The sequence below is a fragment of the Streptomyces sp. NEAU-174 genome (genome assembly GCF_052665095.1).
In genome coordinates, this window is the sequence record NZ_JBQTCE010000001.1 from 828,946 (window position 1) to 848,992 (window position 20,047).

At 70.4% G+C, this 20,047-nt stretch carries 18 protein-coding genes and 2 tRNA genes; 15 read left to right on the forward strand and 5 right to left on the reverse strand.

Features of this window, described 5'->3' with window-relative positions; translation table 11 throughout:
• The first annotated feature begins 24 nt into the window (after positions 1 to 24).
• The 5 genes from gyrA to ACT2CW_RS03545 all read left to right on the forward strand — a co-directional run bounded on the left by gyrA (position 25) and on the right by ACT2CW_RS03545 (position 5,534).
• Positions 25 to 2,649: a DNA gyrase subunit A gene (gyrA, locus tag ACT2CW_RS03525; RefSeq protein ID WP_445515445.1), complete on the forward strand. Its 2,625-nt coding sequence runs from the start codon at positions 25 to 27 to the stop codon at positions 2,647 to 2,649.
• A gap of 3 nt (positions 2,650 to 2,652) precedes the next feature.
• The gene (locus ACT2CW_RS03530) at positions 2,653 to 3,423 is read left to right on the forward strand and encodes a DUF3566 domain-containing protein (RefSeq protein WP_164434889.1); all 771 of its coding nucleotides are present in this window, start codon (positions 2,653 to 2,655) and stop codon (positions 3,421 to 3,423) included.
• A 62-nt stretch (positions 3,424 to 3,485) separates the two neighbouring features.
• Positions 3,486 to 3,559, forward strand: a tRNA-Ile gene (locus tag ACT2CW_RS03535).
• Between the two features lie 191 nt (positions 3,560 to 3,750).
• A complete protein-coding gene (locus tag ACT2CW_RS03540) occupies positions 3,751 to 3,885 on the forward strand; it encodes a DLW-39 family protein (protein WP_003958712.1) in 135 nt (44 codons plus the stop codon).
• A 293-nt stretch (positions 3,886 to 4,178) separates the two neighbouring features.
• The gene (locus ACT2CW_RS03545) at positions 4,179 to 5,534 is read left to right on the forward strand and encodes a hypothetical protein (protein WP_445515446.1); all 1,356 of its coding nucleotides are present in this window, start codon (positions 4,179 to 4,181) and stop codon (positions 5,532 to 5,534) included.
• A gap of 479 nt (positions 5,535 to 6,013) precedes the next feature.
• Here ACT2CW_RS03545 and ACT2CW_RS03550 read toward each other — a convergent pair whose 3' ends face one another.
• Positions 6,014 to 7,366, reverse strand: a complete 1,353-nt coding sequence (locus ACT2CW_RS03550) for a protein kinase domain-containing protein (RefSeq protein WP_445515447.1) — start codon at positions 7,364 to 7,366, stop codon at positions 6,014 to 6,016.
• 45 nt (positions 7,367 to 7,411) lie between these two features.
• Positions 7,412 to 7,957 carry a helix-turn-helix domain-containing protein gene (locus tag ACT2CW_RS03555; protein ID WP_037954566.1) on the reverse strand — a complete coding sequence of 182 codons (546 nt, stop codon included), beginning with the start codon at positions 7,955 to 7,957 and terminating at the stop codon, positions 7,412 to 7,414.
• 118 nt (positions 7,958 to 8,075) lie between these two features.
• On the opposite strand from ACT2CW_RS03555, the gene ACT2CW_RS03560 reads away from it, so the two are divergent.
• Positions 8,076 to 8,151 (forward strand) — tRNA-Ala (locus ACT2CW_RS03560).
• A gap of 184 nt (positions 8,152 to 8,335) precedes the next feature.
• Complete coding sequence (locus ACT2CW_RS03565; protein ID WP_445515448.1) at positions 8,336 to 9,487, forward strand: response regulator; 1,152 nt, start codon at positions 8,336 to 8,338, stop codon at positions 9,485 to 9,487.
• 116 nt (positions 9,488 to 9,603) lie between these two features.
• Here the strand turns inward: ACT2CW_RS03565 and ACT2CW_RS03570 are convergent, their stop codons facing one another.
• On the reverse strand, positions 9,604 to 10,326 hold the full coding sequence (locus ACT2CW_RS03570) for a DUF5324 family protein (RefSeq protein ID WP_445515449.1): 723 nt from the start codon (positions 10,324 to 10,326) through the stop codon (positions 9,604 to 9,606).
• A 296-nt stretch (positions 10,327 to 10,622) separates the two neighbouring features.
• Here ACT2CW_RS03570 and ACT2CW_RS03575 point away from each other — a divergent pair, with 296 nt between their 5' ends.
• Both ACT2CW_RS03575 and ACT2CW_RS03580 read left to right on the forward strand, forming a co-directional pair.
• Complete coding sequence (locus tag ACT2CW_RS03575) at positions 10,623 to 11,156, forward strand: peptidylprolyl isomerase (RefSeq protein WP_037954727.1); 534 nt, start codon at positions 10,623 to 10,625, stop codon at positions 11,154 to 11,156.
• 134 nt (positions 11,157 to 11,290) lie between these two features.
• A complete protein-coding gene (locus ACT2CW_RS03580) occupies positions 11,291 to 12,175 on the forward strand; it encodes a rhomboid family intramembrane serine protease (protein WP_037954553.1) in 885 nt (294 codons plus the stop codon).
• A gap of 321 nt (positions 12,176 to 12,496) precedes the next feature.
• On the opposite strand, the gene crgA is transcribed toward ACT2CW_RS03580, so the two are convergent.
• Complete coding sequence (gene crgA, locus ACT2CW_RS03585; protein ID WP_020869949.1) at positions 12,497 to 12,754, reverse strand: cell division protein CrgA; 258 nt, start codon at positions 12,752 to 12,754, stop codon at positions 12,497 to 12,499.
• Positions 12,755 to 12,899: 145 nt separating this feature from the next.
• Between crgA and ACT2CW_RS03590 the strand changes: the two genes are divergently transcribed.
• From ACT2CW_RS03590 to ACT2CW_RS03615, 6 genes are all read left to right on the forward strand, one after another.
• Positions 12,900 to 13,670, forward strand: a complete 771-nt coding sequence (locus tag ACT2CW_RS03590; protein WP_445515450.1) for a DUF881 domain-containing protein — start codon at positions 12,900 to 12,902, stop codon at positions 13,668 to 13,670.
• A 52-nt stretch (positions 13,671 to 13,722) separates the two neighbouring features.
• Positions 13,723 to 14,400, forward strand: coding sequence for a class E sortase (locus ACT2CW_RS03595; protein ID WP_164434900.1), 678 nt, complete (start codon positions 13,723 to 13,725; stop codon positions 14,398 to 14,400).
• A gap of 84 nt (positions 14,401 to 14,484) precedes the next feature.
• Positions 14,485 to 14,661 (forward strand): hypothetical protein, encoded by a 177-nt coding sequence (locus ACT2CW_RS03600; protein WP_020869946.1) that lies wholly within the window; start codon positions 14,485 to 14,487, stop codon positions 14,659 to 14,661.
• Positions 14,658 to 15,308 carry an aminodeoxychorismate/anthranilate synthase component II gene (locus ACT2CW_RS03605; protein WP_182471918.1) on the forward strand — a complete coding sequence of 217 codons (651 nt, stop codon included), beginning with the start codon at positions 14,658 to 14,660 and terminating at the stop codon, positions 15,306 to 15,308. Before ACT2CW_RS03600 ends, ACT2CW_RS03605 begins: the two co-directional genes overlap by 4 nt.
• Positions 15,305 to 16,975, forward strand: coding sequence for a class E sortase (locus tag ACT2CW_RS03610; RefSeq protein ID WP_445515451.1), 1,671 nt, complete (start codon positions 15,305 to 15,307; stop codon positions 16,973 to 16,975). The genes ACT2CW_RS03605 and ACT2CW_RS03610 overlap by 4 nt, the downstream gene beginning before the upstream one ends.
• A 40-nt stretch (positions 16,976 to 17,015) precedes the next feature.
• On the forward strand, positions 17,016 to 17,756 hold the full coding sequence (locus tag ACT2CW_RS03615) for a class E sortase (protein ID WP_164434293.1): 741 nt from the start codon (positions 17,016 to 17,018) through the stop codon (positions 17,754 to 17,756).
• 146 nt (positions 17,757 to 17,902) lie between these two features.
• Here ACT2CW_RS03615 and pknB read toward each other — a convergent pair whose 3' ends face one another.
• The gene (pknB, locus tag ACT2CW_RS03620; protein WP_445515452.1) at positions 17,903 to 19,924 is read right to left on the reverse strand and encodes a Stk1 family PASTA domain-containing Ser/Thr kinase; all 2,022 of its coding nucleotides are present in this window, start codon (positions 19,922 to 19,924) and stop codon (positions 17,903 to 17,905) included.
• Between the last annotated feature and the right edge of the window lie 123 nt (positions 19,925 to 20,047).

Below are 20,047 nucleotides of genomic sequence, written 5' to 3' on the forward strand. Positions count from 1 at the left end.
ACGACAGAAGGACTTTGACCAGCAATGGCCGACGAGAACACCCCGAACACGCCCGACGATCTGACCCCCGACGAGCTCGCCCAGGGCGCCGCCCTCCGCGTCGAGCCGGTCGGCCTCGAGACGGAGATGCAGCGCTCGTACCTCGATTACGCGATGAGCGTGATCGTCAGCCGTGCGCTGCCCGACGTCCGGGACGGCCTCAAGCCGGTGCACCGCCGGGTGCTGTACGCGATGTACGACGGCGGGTACCGCCCCGAGAAGGGCTTCTACAAGTGCGCCCGCGTCGTCGGCGACGTCATGGGCACCTACCACCCGCACGGCGACTCGTCGATCTACGACGCGCTGGTGCGGCTGGCCCAGCCGTGGTCCATGCGGATGCCGCTGGTCGACTCCAACGGCAACTTCGGCTCCCCGGGCAACGACCCCGCGGCGGCCATGCGGTACACCGAGTGCAAGATGGCACCGCTGTCGATGGAGATGCTCCGGGACATCGACGAGGAGACCGTCGACTTCCAGGACAACTACGACGGCCGTAACCAGGAGCCGACGGTCCTGCCGGCCCGCTTCCCCAACCTGCTGATCAATGGTTCGGCGGGGATCGCGGTCGGCATGGCCACCAACATCCCGCCGCACAATCTGCGCGAGGTGGCCGAGGGCGCCCAGTGGGCCCTGGCCAACCCCGAGGCCACCCAGGAAGAGCTGCTCGACGCCCTGATCGACCGGATCAAGGGCCCGGACTTCCCGACCGGGGCGCTGGTCGTCGGCCGTAAGGGCATCGAGGAGGCGTACCGCACCGGGCGCGGCTCGATCACCATGCGCGCGGTGGTGGAGGTCGAGGAGATCCAGGGCCGGCAGTGCCTGGTGGTCACCGAGCTGCCGTACCAGGTGAACCCGGACAACCTCGCGCAGAAGATCGCCGACCTGGTGAAGGACGGCAAGGTCGGCGGCATCGCCGACGTCCGTGACGAGACCTCCTCGCGCACCGGCCAGCGCCTGGTCATCGTGCTCAAGCGGGACGCGGTCGCCAAGGTCGTCATCAACAACCTCTACAAGCACACCGATCTACAGACCAACTTCGGCGCCAATATGCTGGCTCTGGTCGACGGTGTGCCGCGCACCCTCTCGCTGGACGCGTTCATCCGCAACTGGGTCACCCACCAGGTCGAGGTCATCGTCCGGCGGACCCGCTTCCGGCTGCGCAAGGCCGAGGAGCGGGCGCACATCCTGCGCGGTCTGCTCAAGGCCCTGGACGCGATCGACGAGGTCATCGCGCTGATCCGGCGCAGCGACACGGTGGAGATCGCGCGCGAGGGCCTGATGGGCCTGCTGGAGATCGACGAGATCCAGGCGAACGCGATCCTGGAGATGCAGCTGCGGCGGCTGGCCGCCCTGGAGCGTCAGAAGATCGTCCAGGAGCACGACGAGCTTCAGGCCAAGATCAACGAGTACAACGCGATCCTGGCCTCGCCCGAGCGGCAGCGGCAGATCATCAGCGAGGAGCTGACCGCGATCGTCGAGAAGTTCGGCGACGACCGGCGCACCAAGCTGGTGCCCTTCGACGGCGACATGTCCATCGAGGACCTGATCGCCGAGGAGGACATCGTCGTCACGATCACGCGTGGCGGCTATGTGAAGCGCACCAAGACCGAGGACTACCGCTCGCAGAAGCGCGGCGGCAAGGGCGTGCGCGGGACGAAGCTGAAGCAGGACGACATCGTCTCCCACTTCTTCGTCTCGACCACCCACCACTGGCTGCTCTTCTTCACCAACAAGGGCCGGGTCTACCGGGCGAAGGCGTACGAGCTCCCGGACGCGGGACGGGACGCGCGCGGCCAGCATGTGGCGAATCTGCTGGCCTTCCAGCCCGATGAGAAGATCGCGCGGATTCTCGCCATCCGGGATTACGAGGCGGTGCCGTATCTGGTGCTGGCCACCAAGTCCGGCCTGGTCAAGAAGACCCCGCTGAAGGACTACGACTCGCCCCGCTCGGGCGGTGTGATCGCGATCAACCTCCGGGAGATGGAGGACGGCCGCGAGGACGAGCTGATCGGTGCCGAGCTGGTCTCCTCCGCGGACGATCTGCTGCTGATCAGCAGGAAGGCCCAGTCGATCCGGTTCACCGCGACCGACGAGTCGCTGCGGCCGATGGGCCGCGCGACCTCCGGTGTGAAGGGCATGAGCTTTCGCGAGGGCGACGAGCTCCTCTCGATGAATGTCGTCCGGCCCGGTACGTTCGTGTTCACCGCCACCGACGGCGGGTACGCGAAGCGGACCGATGTCGATGAGTACCGCGTCCAGGGGCGCGGCGGTCTCGGTATCAAGGCGGCGAAGATCGTCGAGGACCGTGGTTCCCTGGTCGGGGCGCTGGTGGTCGAGGAGACCGATGAGATCCTCGCCATCACGCTCAGCGGTGGCGTGATCCGCACCCGGGTCAATGAGGTCAGGGAGACGGGCCGTGACACCATGGGCGTCCAACTGATCAACCTGGGCAAGCGCGATGCCGTCGTCGGCGTCGCCCGGAACGCCGAGGCCGGTCGTGAGGCTGAAGAGGTCGAGGAAGAAACCGCGGCCATGAACGCGCCAGCCGAGGAGGCCGAGTCCGAGGCGGCCGAGGGCACAGCGCCCCCGGCCGACGAGACCGAGGAGTAAGTCGTGAGTGGAGCCACGGGTGCCGCGGGCGGCGGTGCGGACGCCGGAGGGCGTCCGGGATCGGGAGCCCCGACGGGCGGTCACACCGCTGGGGACGGCGCCCGTGGCCCGGCCGGGGACTCCGCCGCCGCGGCGGTGACCGAGACCCGGAAGCTGCGGCCGCAGCGCGATCCGCACCCCAAGCCCCAGTACTCCAGCCCGCTCCCCAACGAGCGTCCCGCCCCCGCCCAGCCCGCGCAGCCGTACCACCCGCCGCAGGCATACTCCCCGCCGCCCGGCGGCGGGGCCGGGCGGGGCGGCTCGGTGCCGGGGCAGTCGGCCCAGACCGCCCAGACGGGGCACCAGCAGGCCGCCACGGCCGTCCGCCGCCCCCGTACGTCCGCGGGGGCCCGTCCGGCGCCGCGGACCCGCAAGGCGCGGCTGCGGGTCGCCAGGGTCGACCCGTGGTCGGTCATGAAGGTCAGCTTCCTGCTGGCGATCGCGCTGGGGATCTGCACGGTGATCGCGGTGGCGGTGCTGTGGATGGTCATGGACGCCATGGGCGTCTTCAGCGCGGTGGGCGGCACCATCAGCGACGCCACGGAGTCGCAGAAGGGCAGCGGGTTCGACCTGGAGTCCTTCCTGTCGCTTCCGCGTGTCCTGGGGTTCACCGGGATCATCGCCGTGATCAATGTGGTGCTGGCGACCGCGCTGGCCACGCTCGGGGCCTTCATCTACAACCTGTCGGCGGGCTTCGTGGGCGGCGTCGAGCTGACCTTGGCCGAGGACGAGTAGCGGCCCGGCTGTTACCGATTTTGGGACAGGGCAGGTGGTGCGCTAATCTTTCGGTGCAGCGCGGGGCTATAGCTCAGACGGTTAGAGCGCTTCCCTGATAAGGAAGAGGCCACAGGTTCAAGTCCTGTTAGCCCCACCGTCGCGATCAGCCTGGATGGAGATCTTCTCCGTCCAGGCTGATGTCGTATGGGGGCAGGGAGTTGATCCCCGCTTCCTTCCCGGTTTCTCATCGGCCAATGCCGGTCATAGGTCACCGATCGGTATCGGTCGGTGTGTATCATCGGGCGCCAGAGGTCCCCTACGTCAAGAAAGAGACGAGGTAGCGCGGTGAAGAAGCTGCTCCTGGTCGCACTGGCCGCCATCGGCGGGCTCCTCGTGTACCGCCAGATCCAGGCGGATCGCGCCGAGCAGGATCTGTGGACGGAGGCGACCGACTCCGTGCCCGCGGGTTCGGGTGTGTGAGCTCCTACTACAGTCCCAGTACGGGGCCCCGGCCGCTGGAGCGGTCGGGGCCCCGTCGGCTTTACTGGCGCCGTGGCGCAGTTGCGCCGTGACGCAGTGGCGCAGTTGGGCCGTGACGGGCGAGCGGCGGGGGCTGCGGGGGGATGGGATGACGGGGGGCCTTCGTGTTTCACTCTCGCAAACGAATAGCTTGCACAGGCAAAGTTGAGCGGGCCGGCCGGGCCGGGGCGAACGAGCCGGCCAGGTCGGGGTTGAGCGGGCCGACGGGCCGGTACGACGAGGGGTGACGCGCGATGAAGGACCGTCGCAAGGTCAGGGCCGGTCTCGCCGCGGCGGCGGCGCTGTGCGCGGTGGCCTCGGCACCGGGCACGTCCCTCGCCGACGGCGCCGCCGGGGCCCGGGGGTACGAGACCCGGGGCACCCGGATATCCGGCTCCGACGGTGACGCGGGCGCCCCTTCCCTGGCGGCCGGCCGCACCTATGTCGACAGCGTCGGGCCGGGCGAGAAGCGGTACTACGGCGTGACGCTCGACACGAAGTCAGCCGCCTATGTCTCGGCGGTCGCGGCACCCCGGCCGGGCGCGGAGGTGACCTCGTACCGCGATGGCGTGAAGGTGACCCTGGAGAGCCCCGACGGGGGCATCTGCGGCACCGCGTCCCCGAAGATCGAGACGACCGGCGTGGCCTATCCCCTGGCCGACTACGCCTCCCGCCAGATCGACTCCGGCCCGGCCTCCTGTCACCAGGCGGGGCGCTATGTGGTGACGGTGGAGCGCGAGGACGGGTCACCGGACCCGGAGCGCTGGCCCGTGGAGCTCCGGCTGATGGTGGAGCCACCGGTGAAGGGCGGGGCCACGGGGGCGGCCCCGGAGGGGAGTTCGAGCTCGCCGTCGCCCGAGCCGCTGGACGGCACTCCGCTGCCGAGGCGTGGCGGGCGCGGCTTCAGCGACGCGCCGACCCTGGGGACCGGGGTGTGGGGGGACGAGATCACGCCGGGGGAGACGCACTTCTACCGGGTGCCCGTGGACTGGGGGCAGCGCCTCTCCGCCGTCGCCGAACTGTCCGCCGACGGCAAGGACCAGAGCACCCGTCTGCTCGACCGCGCCCTGGCACTGCACGCCTACAACCCGGCGCGCGGGCTCGCGAAGCGCGGTACCCCCGCCGCGCGGGACGGTGAGTCGCCCCGCACCCAGGTGGCCACCGCGCCGGTGGCCTACGGAAACCGGTATGCGAACACCGGCTCCACGGTCCGCGCGATGAGCTTCAGCGGTGGGTACTTCCTGGCGGTCACCCTCAACCCGCCGCAGGTGGCACCCCATCTGAACAGCTCGGTGCCGGTCGTGCTGCGGGTACGGGTCGCGGGCGACACGCGCGACGGGCCCGCCTATGACAAGGACCCGGTCAAGGCGGGGTTCGGCCTCACGGCGGCCGACCGGCGGGCGGCCAAGCGGCATCCGGTCGCGGCGGACGGCGACCGGATGGGGAGTTCCGGCTCCGGCGCCGCCGACTCGAAGGACGCGCTGCGGGCGGTGGGTTACGCGGGGATCGGCACCGGGACGGCGCTGGTGCTGGGGCTCGGGGTGTGGACGCTCACCGCCCGGCGGCGGGCCTCGGCGCAGCAGCGGTACGGGCCGCCGCCTGCTTGGTAGCCGGGGACTGCGCTTGCTCGGTAGTCGGGGACCGCGCTTGCTTGGTAGCCGGGGGCCGTCTCGTGGCTGTGGCTGTGGTCTGGGGCGGGGTCAGCCCGCTGCCACCAGGGCCCATGCGCCGATGGCGAAGCACAGCGCCGCCACGATCAGGATCGAGAGCGTCGCTTTCCTGGACGGTCCGGGGCGCCGCCGCGTCGTGGCGGGAACCCGCGGCCGCTCCGCGGTGTATGGACGAGTAGAAGGAAAGTCACGCGGGAGCGGCGTGGGTGTCGGGGTCGGAGTCGGCGTGGGTGTCGGCGTTGGCGTCGGTGTCGGCGTGTGTGCCGCGTTCGGAGCGGGAGCGGGGGTGGGCGTATGCGGGTGCGGATGCTGCACCGGCTGTGCGGGGTGTGGGGGCTGCTGTTGTGCGTGGTGCGGGTGGTGCACGGGCGGCTGTGGGGCCGGTGGGATCGGTGCCGCCGTCGAAGGGGTCGGCGGGGTCAGCGGGTGGGGTATCGACGGCCGCTGGACCGGCGGGGGCGGAGTCGCGGGCTGGGCGGTCGGCGGCGGGGGTGTCGGCGTCGGTGGGCCCGCGGGCTGGGGCGGCGGGGTCTGGTGGTGCGGGGTCTGGTGGTGTGGCGGGGTCCGGTTCGAGGGCGTCTGGGCGTGTGGGGGTTCGGGGTGCCGGACTTCGGCGGGCGGGGCGCCCGGGGACGGAGTCCCAGGAGTCCCAGGAGCCCCGGGGGCCTCGGCGTGCGGTGCGTGCGACTGGTCGTTCCGGGGGAGCGGCGGCGGGAGGGTGAAGCTGCCGGTGTCGGACATGGACGGCCGTGGGGCGGCCGGCTGCTGGGGCGCGGCCGCGTCGGGGCCGGGGCCGCCTCGTCGGCGGGGCCCGAGTCGGCGCCGGACTGGGGCCGGGACGGCGCCGCGCCGTTGCCCTGGGGCGGTTCGGCCTTCGCGTGGCGGCGGCGCGGCCGGGTGGGGCCCTCGGGGCCGAATCCGGTGGGCAGCGGCCCGAGTTGGTCGAAGACCTCGATGACATCGTCGTCCAGGTCGGCCTCGGGCAGCAGGTCGACCGCGGTCGCCAGGGCCTTTCGCGCGCCCGTGGCGGTGCGGAAGCGGTTCTCGGGGTCCGGTTGCAGCAGCCCCGCGATCACCTGCCACAGCGGTTCGGGCACTCCGGTGGGCGCGTTCGGCACCCCCTGCTCGAAGAGCTTGACGAGTGCCTCCCCGTCCGGCTTGTGCCCGGTGATCAGATAGAGCGCCACCAGCCCGACGGCGAAGAGGTCCGCCGGGAAGTCGGGGTCGTCGCCCATCATTTGCTCGGGCGCGAAGTAGCCGGGCGTGCCCATCACGTAGTTGGCCTCGGTGAGGCGCGGCTCGCCCTTGGTCAGCGCGATGCCGAAGTCGGAGAGCCGGACGTGCGGCCGCCCGGTCCCGGTGGATTCCAGCAGGATGTTCGCGGGTTTGATGTCCCGGTGCACCACACCCTCGGCGTGCACCGCGGCCAGTCCGGAGAGCAGCTGGTCGATCAGGGTGCACACATAGCGGGGCGGCAGCGGGCCGTAGTCCCCGATGAGATGGGCGAACGAGCCGCCGCCCACCAGGTCCATGGTGAACAGCACCTTGTCGTCGTCGGCCGCCCAGCTGGCCGGTGCCAGCACATGGGGGTGATCGATCCGCAGGGCCTGTTCCCGGACGAAGCGCAGCAGCGTATGGGCGTCGCGTTGCTGGAGCACCTTCGCTGCCACGTACCGTCGGCGGCGGTGGTCCCAGACGCGCCATACCGCGCCCACGCCCCCGCGCCCGATCGGGTCCACCAGCTCGTACCGGCCCGCGAAGATCTCACCCATCGCGCCGTGCCCGCCCCGTCATCGACTCGTCAGCAGTTCAGCCCGTCAGCTCTGGTGCGCCTCGTAGTGGGCGACCGCCTCGGCGGTCCGCCCGGCGCCGTACACACGGAGAAACTCTGCCAGCTCGGGGTGGGTGGGGGCGAGGGAGTCGGCGGCATCGATGATGTCCCCCGCGGCTGCCACGGACCGCAGCAGCGACTGGATCTCGCGTACCACTCGCCGTACGGTCGGGGCGCCCGTGCTCGCCGTGGTCTGGGTGGAGTTGAGGACCGAGCCGCCCGCGGACTTCTTGATCTCCTCCATGCGCTCGGCGGCCTCGGCGGCGCTGACCCTGCCGTCCGCGGCCTGACTGGACAGCTCCTGGAGCGCCTGCACCCGCTGGACCACGGCGGGGTTGCCGATCTTGGCACGCTGGCCGCTCATGAGCTGCGAGAGCATGGGCGCGGACAGACCGAGGACGGCGGCGAGGCGGGCTTGGTTCAGACCGAGATCGTCGATGAGACGGCGAAAGAGCGCCCCCAGCGGCTCCCCGTACCAGCTGCGCTGAAGCTCCCGTGCGCGCGCGGTGGCATCCTGCTGTGTTGCGTCCATCTCGCTCTCCCCTTCGCTTCGCTGCCGCGAATCTTGCGTGGCATCCTACGGAGAGCGCTACGCGCGAGCGATACCCGGTCGGGAATGCTGGTCGGTACCAGGTATCCTGATCGGCGAAGGGGCCTTAGCTCAGTTGGTAGAGCGCCGTCTTTGCATGGCGGATGTCAGGAGTTCGACTCTCCTAGGCTCCACCACCATCACCAGCCAGGACACCGGACGGGTGTCCTGGCTGATGCGTTTTCTCCCCTGATATCGGTGTTGCCACTCTTGTCATTGCCCGGCGCAACACCCGCGGGATGCTCCAGGGTGTTTTCCACAACTCGGGCAGATCGCCCGGGAGTCGTCTGATCGGCGCGGTGCGCCGTACAGGGGGACACGATGAGTGGGCTGCATCCGCTGGGCGAGAACCTGCCCGAGGAGTGCCGGGCGTTCGCTGTGGAGCTGAGGAAGCTGTTCCTGGGGCTGGGGGTCTCGATGCGCAGATACGCGGTGCGCAGGCACCGGGATCCGAGCACCATCTCGCGGTTTCTGAGTGGCACCCGGATCCCGCCGTGGGAGTTCGTCTTCGATCTGTTCACCGATCTCGCGGCGCAGCGCGGTGTCGCTCCCACCCCCGCCGCCCTCGAGCTGGTGCGGGAGCTGCACCGGGCCGCGGTCCGCACCAGCCGCTCCCCCGGGCATGCCATGGAGATCCTTCAGATCCAGCTGGCCGACGCCGACCGGCACGCGCGGGTCTCCTTAGCGCACCAGGACGTACTGGGCGAGGCGCTGCTGGACCGCAAGCACCGCATCGCCGATCTCGAGGTACGGCTGAGCCAGGCCGAGGCGGCCTGGGCGACGGAGCGGGCCCGGGCGGACGCGCTGGAGCGCGATCTGCCGGACCGGGAGGAGCTGATCAAGGAGCGGGATCTGCTTCAGCAGGAGGTGCGGCGGCTCACCGAGGAGCTGGACGAGGTGCGGCTGCGGGGCCGGCTGGCGGAGGAGCGCTGTCTGGTCCTGGAGCGGCAGCTGGCCATGGTGGAGTCCCAGCGCCCCGCCGCGATGCCACAGCAGGAGGAGGAGCCCATGGGACGGGAGGGGCCAGCGGCGTCCCCGCGGGCCGTGGGGCCGCGGCCGAAGATCCTCGTGGTGGACGACCAGCAGAACAATCTGCTGGCCATGGAGGCCGTGCTGGCCACGCTCGACCAGGAGCTGGTGACCGCGACCTCCGGGCAGGAGGCCCTCAAGGCGCTGCTCGACCATGACGACTTCGCGGTGATCCTGCTGGATGTGCAGATGCCCGAGATGGACGGCTATGAGACGGCGGCCCATATCAAGCGGCGCTCCCGTAACCGCGACATCCCGATCATCTTCCTCACCGCGATGGGCTCCGATCCCGAGCACTCCTCACGGGGCTATGCGGCCGGTGCCGTGGACTACATGGCCAAGCCGATCGACCCCTGGGCGCTGCGGGCCAAGGTCTCGGTCTTCACCGAGATCTTCCTGGAGCGGCGGCAGCGCCGCTCCCAGGGGGAGGAACCGACGGACTGAGCCGGAGCCGCCCCCGGAGAAGCCGGAGCCGCCCCGGAGAAAAGGACGAAGGGCGGGAGATCGGCTGATCTCCCGCCCCTCGTGGCGGCATGCGCCGGGCGCCGTGGGCGGCGCCCTCAGCGCTCGTCGTCCCTGCGGGCCTCGGCCTCGGCCTGCTTGGCCTGCACCTCGGGGTCGAGGGCGTTCTGGTCGCTGCCGTCCACCGCCGAGAGCCGCTCGCGGTCGTCCACCTCGGTCGCCGCCGGGGGCTCGACCAGCCAGTCGGGGTTGGCCTGCTTGTCCCACCACTTCCACGCGGCGTAGACCCCCGCGCCGACCAGACCGATGAAGGTCGCCCGCTTGGCGAAGCGGGCGGTCCGGGCCCGGCGGCGGTGCTTCCGGGCGAGCTTCTCGATCTCCGCGGCCGTCACATGGGTGCGCAGCGCCGCGATGGCCGCCGCCGTGCGGACGGCCGCCTCCTCGCGCGCCGGTCCCGCGGCGGCGCGCACCCCGGCCACCGCCTGCTCCACCCGCGGTGCCGTGTAGTCGGCGGCATGGCGTGCCGCCTTACGGGTCCGCTTGGCGGCCCGTGTGGCGGCCCGGTCCACCTTCGGCGGCAGGGTGCCGCGGGCCTGGTCGAGCCGTGGCGCGATATGGGTGTGGTACTGAGCACCGGCCGTGCACCGGGCCTGGTGTGCCGCGGTCGAGACCTTCGGCGCCAGCCGGACGCGGGCCTCGTGCGCGTAGCGCGTCGCGGTGTCCTTGGCCGTGCCGGCATAGGGCGCCACCGCCTCCGCGGCGTGCAGGACGCTGCCCTTGGCGGTGCCGGTCGCGGCTCGCACGCTGTCAATGCGGGTCACGGGATCCTCCTCCTCGGTGGCGTGGTCAAGCTCCGGGGTTCAGAGTCGTGCGTTGTCGTTGCGCGCTCTATTTGCCCAGTTTCGTGTTTCCATCCCAAGAAAGATCATGCCTGTTTGTGGAGATCATGCCCGTTCGCAGCATGGCCGGCATGTGTGATCGGGCATCTGGGTCATAGGGAGAATTCTCGTGGAAACCGTGCGGATCGGCGCGCCCGGGGCCGCCTCAGCGGCTACTCGTCCGCCTTGCGTCCGTGCGAGGATCAGGAGACGTAAGTGAAAACGATGGAAGGTTGATCGTGGCCGAGCAGCTATACGCCACCCTGAAGACGAACAACGGCGACATCGTGGTCCGGCTGCTGCCGAACCATGCGCCCAAGACGGTCAAGAACTTTGTCGAACTGGCCGAAGGCACTCGCGAGTGGACCCACCCAGCCACCGGCAAGAAGGCCAAGGAGAAGCTCTACGACGGCACCGTCTTCCACCGGGTGATCAGTGGCTTCATGATCCAGGGCGGTGACCCGCTGGGCAACGGGACCGGTGGTCCCGGCTATGAGTTCGGCGACGAGTTCCACCCGGACCTGGCCTTCAACAAGCCGTACCTGCTGGCGATGGCCAACGCCGGCCCGGGCACCAACGGCTCGCAGTTCTTCGTCACGGTCGCCCCGACCGCGTGGCTGACCGGTAAGCACACCATCTTCGGCGAGGTCGTCGACGAGGGCAGCAAGAAGGTCGTCGACGCGATCGCGAGCACCGCGACCAACCCGCGCACCGACCGTCCGCTCCAGGACGTCGTCATCGAGTCGGTCGTCATCGAGACGCGCGAGGGCTGAACCCGTACGGGGAACTCTCATGCCCCGGTACGGGGAACTTTCAGGCCCCGCTTGTCCGTGTGAACAAGTGTCCGTGTGTACAAGCGGGGCGGGGGAACGCCCGATCAGAAGTGGACAAGGGGCGAGGGGACACCATGGAGGACCAGGCGGTCTGCTGCTACCGGCACCCCCAGCGGGAGACCGGCATCAGCTGCACCCGCTGTGAGCGCCCGATCTGCCCCGAGTGCATGATCAGCGCGTCTGTGGGGTTCCAGTGCCCCGAATGTGTGAGCGGACGGGCGTCCGCCGGGTCCGGGGCCTCGGCCGCCGGACCCCCGCCGCGCGCCGCCCAGCCGCGCACCCTGGCCGGCGGCACGATGGCCTCGGACCCCCGGCTGATCACCAAGATCCTGGTGGCCATCAACATCGCGGTATGGCTCGCCGCGCTGTCCGCGGGCGACCGGCTGGTGAATGATCTCGACCTGGTCGGCCGGGCCTACGACCCCGGCACGGTGCAGATCGTCGGCGTCGCCGAGGGCCAGTGGTGGCGGCTGGTGACCTCGGTCTTCCTCCACCAGCAGCTGATGCACATCGCCTTCAACATGCTCTCGCTGTGGTGGATCGGCGGCCCGCTGGAGGCCGCGCTCGGCCGGGTCCGCTTCATCGTGCTGTACATGCTGTCGGGTCTCGGCGGCAGTGCGCTGTCGTATCTCCTGGCCGCGCAGAACCAGCCGTCGCTGGGCGCCTCCGGCGCGATCTTCGGCCTGCTCGGCGCCACCGCCGTGCTGATGCGCCGGCTGAACTACGACATGCGGCCGGTCATCGCGCTGCTGGCGCTGAATCTGCTCTTCACCTTCACCTGGTCCGGTATCGCCTGGCAGGCGCATGTCGGCGGGCTGGTCGCGGGCACGGTGGTGGCGTACGGGATGGTGCACGCGCCCCGGGAGAAGCGGGCGCTGGTGCAGCGGGGGACCTGCGTCCTGGTGCTGCTCGCGATCGTCGCGATGGTGTGGATCCGGACGGTGCAGCTCACCGGGTGAAGCCACCCGCCGAGGAAGCTCACCGGATGAGCGGGGCGGCCGGCCGATGAGCGGCCGGCCGTTGGGCCACCTGGGACGAGCCGGACCCGGTCAGTTGTCCACAGCGCGTGGCGGATCTTACGCAACCTGTGGAGAACTTGCGTACGCCCCCCGACTGACCTGCGTTTTCGCAGGAAGGCGGGGGTGTGAACGATCGAACAGACGCCCGTTACCGATCACACCGGCGTCAACACGGCAGAGGTTATCCACAGATCTTCTGAGTTTTCCCCGGCTGTGGATAACTCTGTGGACAACCTGGGGACGAGCCTGCGGACCGCCAGGTCACTTCCACTGGGTGGAGACGACGAACCCCGCGGCGATGAAGCCGAAGCCGACCACGATGTTCCAGTTGCCCAGCGATTCCACCGGCATGTCCCCCGTGGTCACGTAGAAGATGACGATCCACGCGAGGCCGATCAGGAACATGGCCAGCATCAGCGGTGCCACCCACCGGCGGCCGCTGTTCAGACTGATACTGGCTGCCTGCTTCGCCGGCGGCGGCGTGAAGTCGTCCTTCTTGCGGATCCGTGACTTCGGCACGAGGAACTCTCCTGTCGATGCGCTGCGTGACCGCGCGGGGATGTGTACGGACGGCGCCGGGGCGGGACAGCGACGGGGACCACGTCCCTCCCCCACACGTCCGTTAGCGTAGTCCTTCCGCGGCGTCGTAAGGAGTAAGGGTACGTTGAGCAATTCCGCTGACTCCCCCGCCCCGGCATCCCGCCGCCCCCGGTTCCGCCCCGTACGGCTGCTGACCGGAGCGGTCTTCGCGCTGGCCGGTCTGATCTTCTGGACCAGTTTCAACACGGCCCAGGGCACCAACCTCCGCAGTGATGAATCGATGCTGCGGCTCTCCGATCTCATCCAGGAACGCAGCCGTAAGAACGGCGCCCTGGGCGACAGCACGGGCAAAATACGCTCCGAGGTCGACGCCCTCGCCCGGCGGGACAACGGCAGCACCCAGGCCGAGCGCCGCAAGCTGGCCGAGCTGGAGGAGACCGCCGGCACCAAGAAGCTCACCGGCCCCGGGCTCACCGTCACCCTTACCGACGCCCCGCCGAACGCCACCCCGCAGATCCCCGGCGTCCCGGATCCCCAGCCCAACGATCTCGTCATCCACCAGCAGGACCTCCAGGCCGTGGTCAACGCGCTGTGGCAGGGCGGCGCCGAGGGGATCAAGGTCATGGACCAGCGGCTGATCTCCACCAGCGCGGTGCGCTGCGTCGGCAACACCCTGATCCTCCAGGGCCAGGTCTACTCGCCGCCCTACAAGGTCACCGCCGTGGGTGACCGGGACAAGCTGGGCGCCGCCCTCGCCGCCTCGCCCGCGATCCAGAACTACCGCAGCTATGTCGACGCGTACGGCCTCGGCTGGAAAGTCGACCAGCACGACACGGTGACTCTTCCCGGCTACTCCGGCACAGTGGATCTGCACCAGGCACAGCCCATCGGATAGCACCGGCGACCGGCGCGCGGCACCGGGGCAGCGGGGCGGACAGTGGGGGCCGATGAGAACGCGGCTGATCGTCAGGACGCTCAGTGAGATCTGCGTCACCGTCGGAGCTGTGATCATCCTTTTGGTGGTCTACGTCCTGTACTGGACCTCCGTACGGGCCGACCGCGCCATGGACGGCGAGATCGACCAGCTCCAGGACCGCTGGGCCACCGGCACGGTCAGCGCCGGTGCCGAGCCCTCGCCGAAGCCCCGCCGCTACGAGCCCGGCGCCTCCTTCTCGATCATGTACATCCCGCGCTTCGGCGCCGACTGGGCCAAGCCCGTCCTCGAGGGCACCGCCACCGACACCCTGAAGAAGGGGCTCGGCCACTACTCCCGCACCGCCCGCCTCGGCGCCCTCGGCAACTTCGCCGTCGCCGGGCACCGCCGCACCTACGGCGACCCCTTCAAGGACTTCCCCGAGCTGCGCCCCGGTGACGCGGTGGTGCTGACCGACGGCACCACCTGGTTCACCTACCGCGTCGACCGGCGGCCCTATCGCACCCTGCCGACCGACACCGGGGTGATCGATCCGGTGCCGCGCGCGTCCGGCTTCCGGCGCCCCGGCCGCTATCTCACGCTGACGACCTGCGAGCCGGAGTGGGGCCACAGCCACCGGCTGATCACCTGGGCACACCTCGACGCGACCCAATCCGTAGCCCAAGGCAAGCCCAAGGCTTTGTACAGCTGACCCTCCGGCCCCACCCCTCGCCCCTTACTCTGGTGCTGCACTCCGGTGCTGCAATCGACTTCGTCATCGGTGAGTAGGGATGGCATGTACGGCTGGATCTGGCGGCATCTGCCGGGTAACGCATGGGTGCGGGCGCTGATTTCGCTCGTGCTGGTGCTGGCGATCGTCTTCGTGCTCTTCCAGTACGTCTTCCCCTGGGCGGAGCCCCTGCTGCCGTTCAACGACGTGACGGTCGACCAGGGAATGGCGGGTCCGCGATGAGCGCGCGCATCCTGGTCGTCGACAATTACGACAGCTTCGTCTTCAACCTCGTCCAGTACCTCTACCAGCTCGGCGCCGAGTGCGAGGTGGTGCGGAACGACGAGGTCTCCCCCGGCCACGCTCAGGACGGCTTCGACGGAGTCCTGCTGTCCCCCGGGCCCGGCACCCCGGAGGAGGCCGGGGTCTGCGTCGACATGGTCCGGCACTGCGCGGGCACCGGCGTACCGGTGTTCGGCGTCTGCCTGGGGATGCAGTCCATGGCCGTCGCGTACGGCGGCGTCGTCGGGCGGGCCCCGGAGCTGCTGCACGGCAAGACCTCGCTGGTGACCCATGAGGGAGCCGGCGTCTTCAGCGGGCTGCCCACTCCGTTCACCGCCACCCGCTATCACTCGCTGGCCGTGGAACGGGGGACGGTGCCCCCCGAACTGGAGATCACGGCCTGGACGGAGACCGGCATCGCCATGGGTCTGCGCCACCGTGAACTGCGGGTCGAGGGCGTCCAGTTCCACCCCGAGTCGGTCCTCACCGAATGGGGCCACCTGATGCTCGCCAACTGGCTGGTGGAGTGCGGGGACACGGATGCCGTGGGGCGGTCCGCGGGGCTCGCCCCGGTGGTCGGGGCGGTCGGCGGTAAGGCCGGCGAGTGACCGGACCGCGCCCCGAGCGCGAGGGCGCCGCCCAGGGTGCCCGGGAGCCCGCCCCGTACGCGCCGTACGGGTCTCATGAGCAGCATGGCGCCCCTGGTGCGCATGGCGCCCAGGGGGATCCGGACGCGTTCCCGGCGGCGGCTGCGGAGGGCCCGCGGGACCCGCTGGCCGATCCGCTGCCGGACTCCGCCCCGGCCGGGCCCACGGGGCGCGCCGTGGGCACCGCGTCGCTCTCGGTGCCGCCGCCCACCGGCCGCAGGCGGCGCGCCCGCCCGGCCGCCGCCGTGCCGGAGGACGCCGCCGAGCCGGCCGCCCCGCCCACGGGGCGTCGCCGCGCTCGTACGGCCCCCTCGGAGGAGGAGGCCGCCGGGCCGCCCACGGGGCGCAGACGCGCCCGTACGGCTCTCTCGGGGGCGGAGGAGGCCGCTGAGGCGGCCGCGCCGCCCACCGGGCGCCGTCGCGCCCGTGCGGCCCCCTCAGGGCCCTCAGGGCCCGCATACGTCGCCCAGACGCCGACGCCCACCCGCGCCCCGGGGCCGTCCCCACGGCCCGGCGAAACGCCCCCACGGTCCGGCGGGCCGTCCCCACGGTTCGGCGAAACGTCCGCACAGTCCGCCGAGGCGTCCGCACGCGCCCCGGAGGCCGCCGAGACGGCCGTCCTGCCCCCGGTGCCGCCCCGGGGCGACGACGAGACGGTCGCCCTGCGCGCCGTGGAGGCGCCGCCCGCCGACCGGACCATGTTGCTGCGCAAGATCGAGGCCGACCGTGACGGCGATCCCGAGCCCGATCCCGAGCCCGCGCCCGGCGGCCGGGCCGCCCGCCGTAAGGCCGCCCAGGGGGCCGGGAAGCGCGCCGGAAGGCACGGCTCCCGTGCCCGGCGCGGCACGGCGGAGGCGGGCGCCACACGGGACGCGGAGGGCGCGGGGAGCGCCGGGGACGCCCGGCCCCGCACCCGTATGGAGGCCAGGCGCGCCGCGCGGGCGCGCAAGGACAGCCCCGGGGTGGTGGTGAGCCGGGTGGTCGGCGAGTTGTTCATCACGCTCGGCGTGGTGATGCTGCTCTTCGTCACCTATCAGCTGTGGTGGACGAACATCCTTGCCCATCAGCAGGCCAACGGCGCCGCGAACAACCTCCAGAAGAAGTGGGACGAGAGCGGCGACGAGCGGGACCCGGGCACCTTCTCGCCCGGACAGGGGTTCGCGATCATCTACATCCCCAAGCTGGATGTGAAGGCCCCGATCGCGGAGGGCATCGACAAGCACAAGGTCCTCGACCGCGGCATGGTCGGCCACTACGGCAAGAGCCCGCTGAAGACCGCCATGCCGTGGGACAAGAAGGGCAACTTCGCGCTCGCCGGGCACCGCAACACCCATGGCGAGCCGTTCCGTTACATCAACCGTCTCAAGCCCGGCGACGAGATCGTCGTCGAGACGCAGAGCCGGTACTACACCTATGCGATGAGCAGCATCCTGCCGCAGACATCGCCGTCCAACACGGGCGTCATCAAGCCGGTGCCGCCCGGCTCCGGCTTCACCGAACCGGGGCGGTACATCACGCTGACCACCTGCACCCCGGAGTTCACCAGCACCTACCGGATGATCGTCTGGGGCAAGATGGTCGAGGAGCGGCCGCGTAGCGAGGGAAAGCCGGACGCGCTGGTCGAATGAGCGGGAACAGCCGGGTAACCAGAAAAAGGGGTACAACGCGGTGGCACGGACCGACCACGACGAGCGGCAGGACCGGCACCCCGGCCCGCCCGCAACGCCCAGCCGCCGCCCCGGCCGTGGACGGGTGGCCGCGGCCATCGCCGTCTTCGGCGAGCTGCTGATCACCGCGGGGATCATCCTCGCCCTGTTCGTCGTCTACTCGCTGTGGTGGACCAACGTCCTGGCCGACCGTGAGGCCAAGAAGCAGGGCGACCAGGTACGCAAGCACTGGGCGCAGCAGGGGCCGGGCAAGCTGGACACCAAGAGCGGCATCGGCTTCCTGCACGTGCCGTCCATGCACAACGGCGAGGTGCTGGTCAAGAAGGGCACCGCCACCGAGACCCTCAACGACGGCGTGGCCGGCTACTACACCAAGCCGGTCAAGTCCGCGATGCCGTGGGACAAGAAGGGCAACTTCAGCCTGGCCGCGCACCGGGACGGGCACGGCGCGAAGTTCCACAACATCGACAAGGTCCACGAGGGCGACCCGGTGGTCTTCGAGACCCGCGACACCTGGTACGTCTACAAGGTCTACGCGACGCTGCCGGAGACCTCGAAGTACAACGTGGACGTGCTGGACGCGGTCCCGAAGGAGTCGGGCCGGAAGCGGCCGGGCCGCTACATCACGCTCTCGACCTGCACCCCCGTCTACACCTCCCGCCACCGCTACATCGTGTGGGGCGAGCTGGAGCGCACCGAGAAGGTCGACGCGGACCGTACGCCCCCCGAGGAACTGCGCTAAGCGCTTCGCTGGAAGTGCCCCGACCTGCCGTCGATCGTCTGCGGCGCCGTCGCACGGAGAAGCCCCCGGCACCCTGAGAAGGTGCCGGGGGCTTCCCGTGTCACGGTGTCCGGAAGCCGGCTGGAAGCCCGGCGCCCGGAGGCCGGTCAGAAGCCGTTCTGGCCGCCGAAGATGCTTCCGCCGTTGTCACCGCCGCCGTTCCCGCCGCCGTCGCCACCCTGGCCGGCGACCGTGATGAGGTTCACGGACTGGCCCTTGGGCACCTGGGTGCCCGCGCCGGGCTGGCTGGCCACCACGGTGGCGTTGTCGTCCTGCGGACCGGCGATGTTGCCCACGTTGAGGCCCAGGTCCTGGAGCGCCTTCTTGGCGTCCTTGAGCTTCTGGCCGCCCAGGTTGGGCACCGGCACGTTCTCGTCCTGTGCCGGCTCCTTGGCGACGGTCAGCGTGACCGTCGAACCGGGCAGGACCTCCTGGCCGCCCTTGGGCGTCTGGTCGGTGACCGTGCCGGCCTCGACGTCGCCGCTCTCGACCTCCTGGGTCTGGACCTTGAGGCCCTTCGCCTGGAGCGACTTCGTGGCGTCCTCGACCTTCTGCGTGGTCACGTCCGGGACGACGACCTTCTGCTGGGCCTCGGCGACGGTCAGGGTGATCGTGGCGCCCTTCGCGACCTTCTTGCCGCCCTTCGGGTCCTGGTCGATCACCTTGCCGGCGGTCTGGTCCGACTGCTCGGTCTTCTGCTCGACGTCGAAGCCCTTGGCCTCGAGCTGTTGCTTGGCCGATTCGTACTGCACGTTCAGGACGTCGGGAACCTCGACCCTGGCCGCGGGCTTGGGGCCCTTGGACATGGTCAGCTCGACCGTGCCGTACCGTTTGACCTCGTCGCCGCCCTTGGGGGTCTGCTCACAGACGGTGTTCTTGTCCGCGTTCTCGCAGAACTTGGAGCCGACGTTCTTGACCTTGAAGTCGCCGTTCTCGCCTTGGCTCCTGGCGTCCTCGAGCGTCTTGCCGACGAGGTTGGGGACCGGGACCATGTCATCGTTCTTACCGCCGGCGAACAGCGACTTCCCGATGAAGATCGCACCGACCAGCACCAGTATTCCGGCGATGATCAGCAGGATCGTGGAGAGGTTGCTCTTCTTGTCGGGGCCCCCGCGCCCCCGCCCGCGGTCCGGCCGCTCGTCGTAGCCGAAGCCGCCGTCGTCCTCGCGCATCGGCGGGAGCATCGACGTCTGCGCCCCGGCGCCGGAGTTCTGCGGCCGCAGCATCGCGGTGGGCTGGTCGTCGGAGCCGTAGCCGACCGCGCCCAGGGCGGCGGTGGCGGCCACCGGCTGGCCCTCCAGGGCCGCCTCGATGTCGGCGCGCATCTCGTCGGCCGACTGGTAGCGGTAGTCGGGGTCCTTGACCAGCGCCCGCAGGACGATGGCGTCCATCTCCGGGGTGATCTCGGGGTCGTATGTGCTCGGCGGCTGCGGTTCCTCCCGCACGTGCTGATAGGCGACGGCCACTGGGGAGTCGCCCACGAACGGCGGCCTTACGGTCAGCAGCTCATAGAGCAGACAGCCGGTGGAGTACAGGTCGCTGCGCGCGTCGACCGTCTCGCCCTTGGCCTGCTCGGGGGAGAGGTACTGGGCGGTGCCGATGACGGCGGCCGTCTGTGTCATGGTCATACCGGCATCGCCCATGGCCCGGGCGATGCCGAAGTCCATCACCTTGACCTGGCCGCTCCGGGTGAGCATGACGTTGGCCGGCTTGATGTCCCGGTGGACGATGTTGTTGCGGTGCGAGTACTCGAGGGCCTGGAGGATGCCGGTGGTCATCTCCAGTGAGCGCTCGGGGAGCAGCTTTCTGCCCGAGTGGAGGAGCTCACGCAGCGTGGAACCGTCGACGTACTCCATCACGATGTACGGGATCGAGACGCCGTCGACGTAGTCCTCGCCGGTGTCGTAGACCGCGACGATCGCGGGATGGTTGAGCGAGGCGGCCGACTGGGCCTCTCGGCGGAACCGGGCCTGGAAGGACGGATCGCGGGCAAGGTCCGCCCGGAGCGTCTTCACAGCGACAGTACGGCCGAGGCGGGTGTCGTGCGCGAGGTAGACCTCCGCCATGCCACCGCGGCCGAGCACTGAGCCCAGCTCATACCGGCCGCCGAGGCGACGCGGCTCTTCCATAGCTACTCCAGCCCTCTTCCGTGGTTCCCGGCCGCACCTGCGGGCCGGCGAAGTGCTGCTCGCGCATACCGTACCCGGCACGTCTTACGGGACCCGGCCTCAGTGGTTATCTGATACCGGACC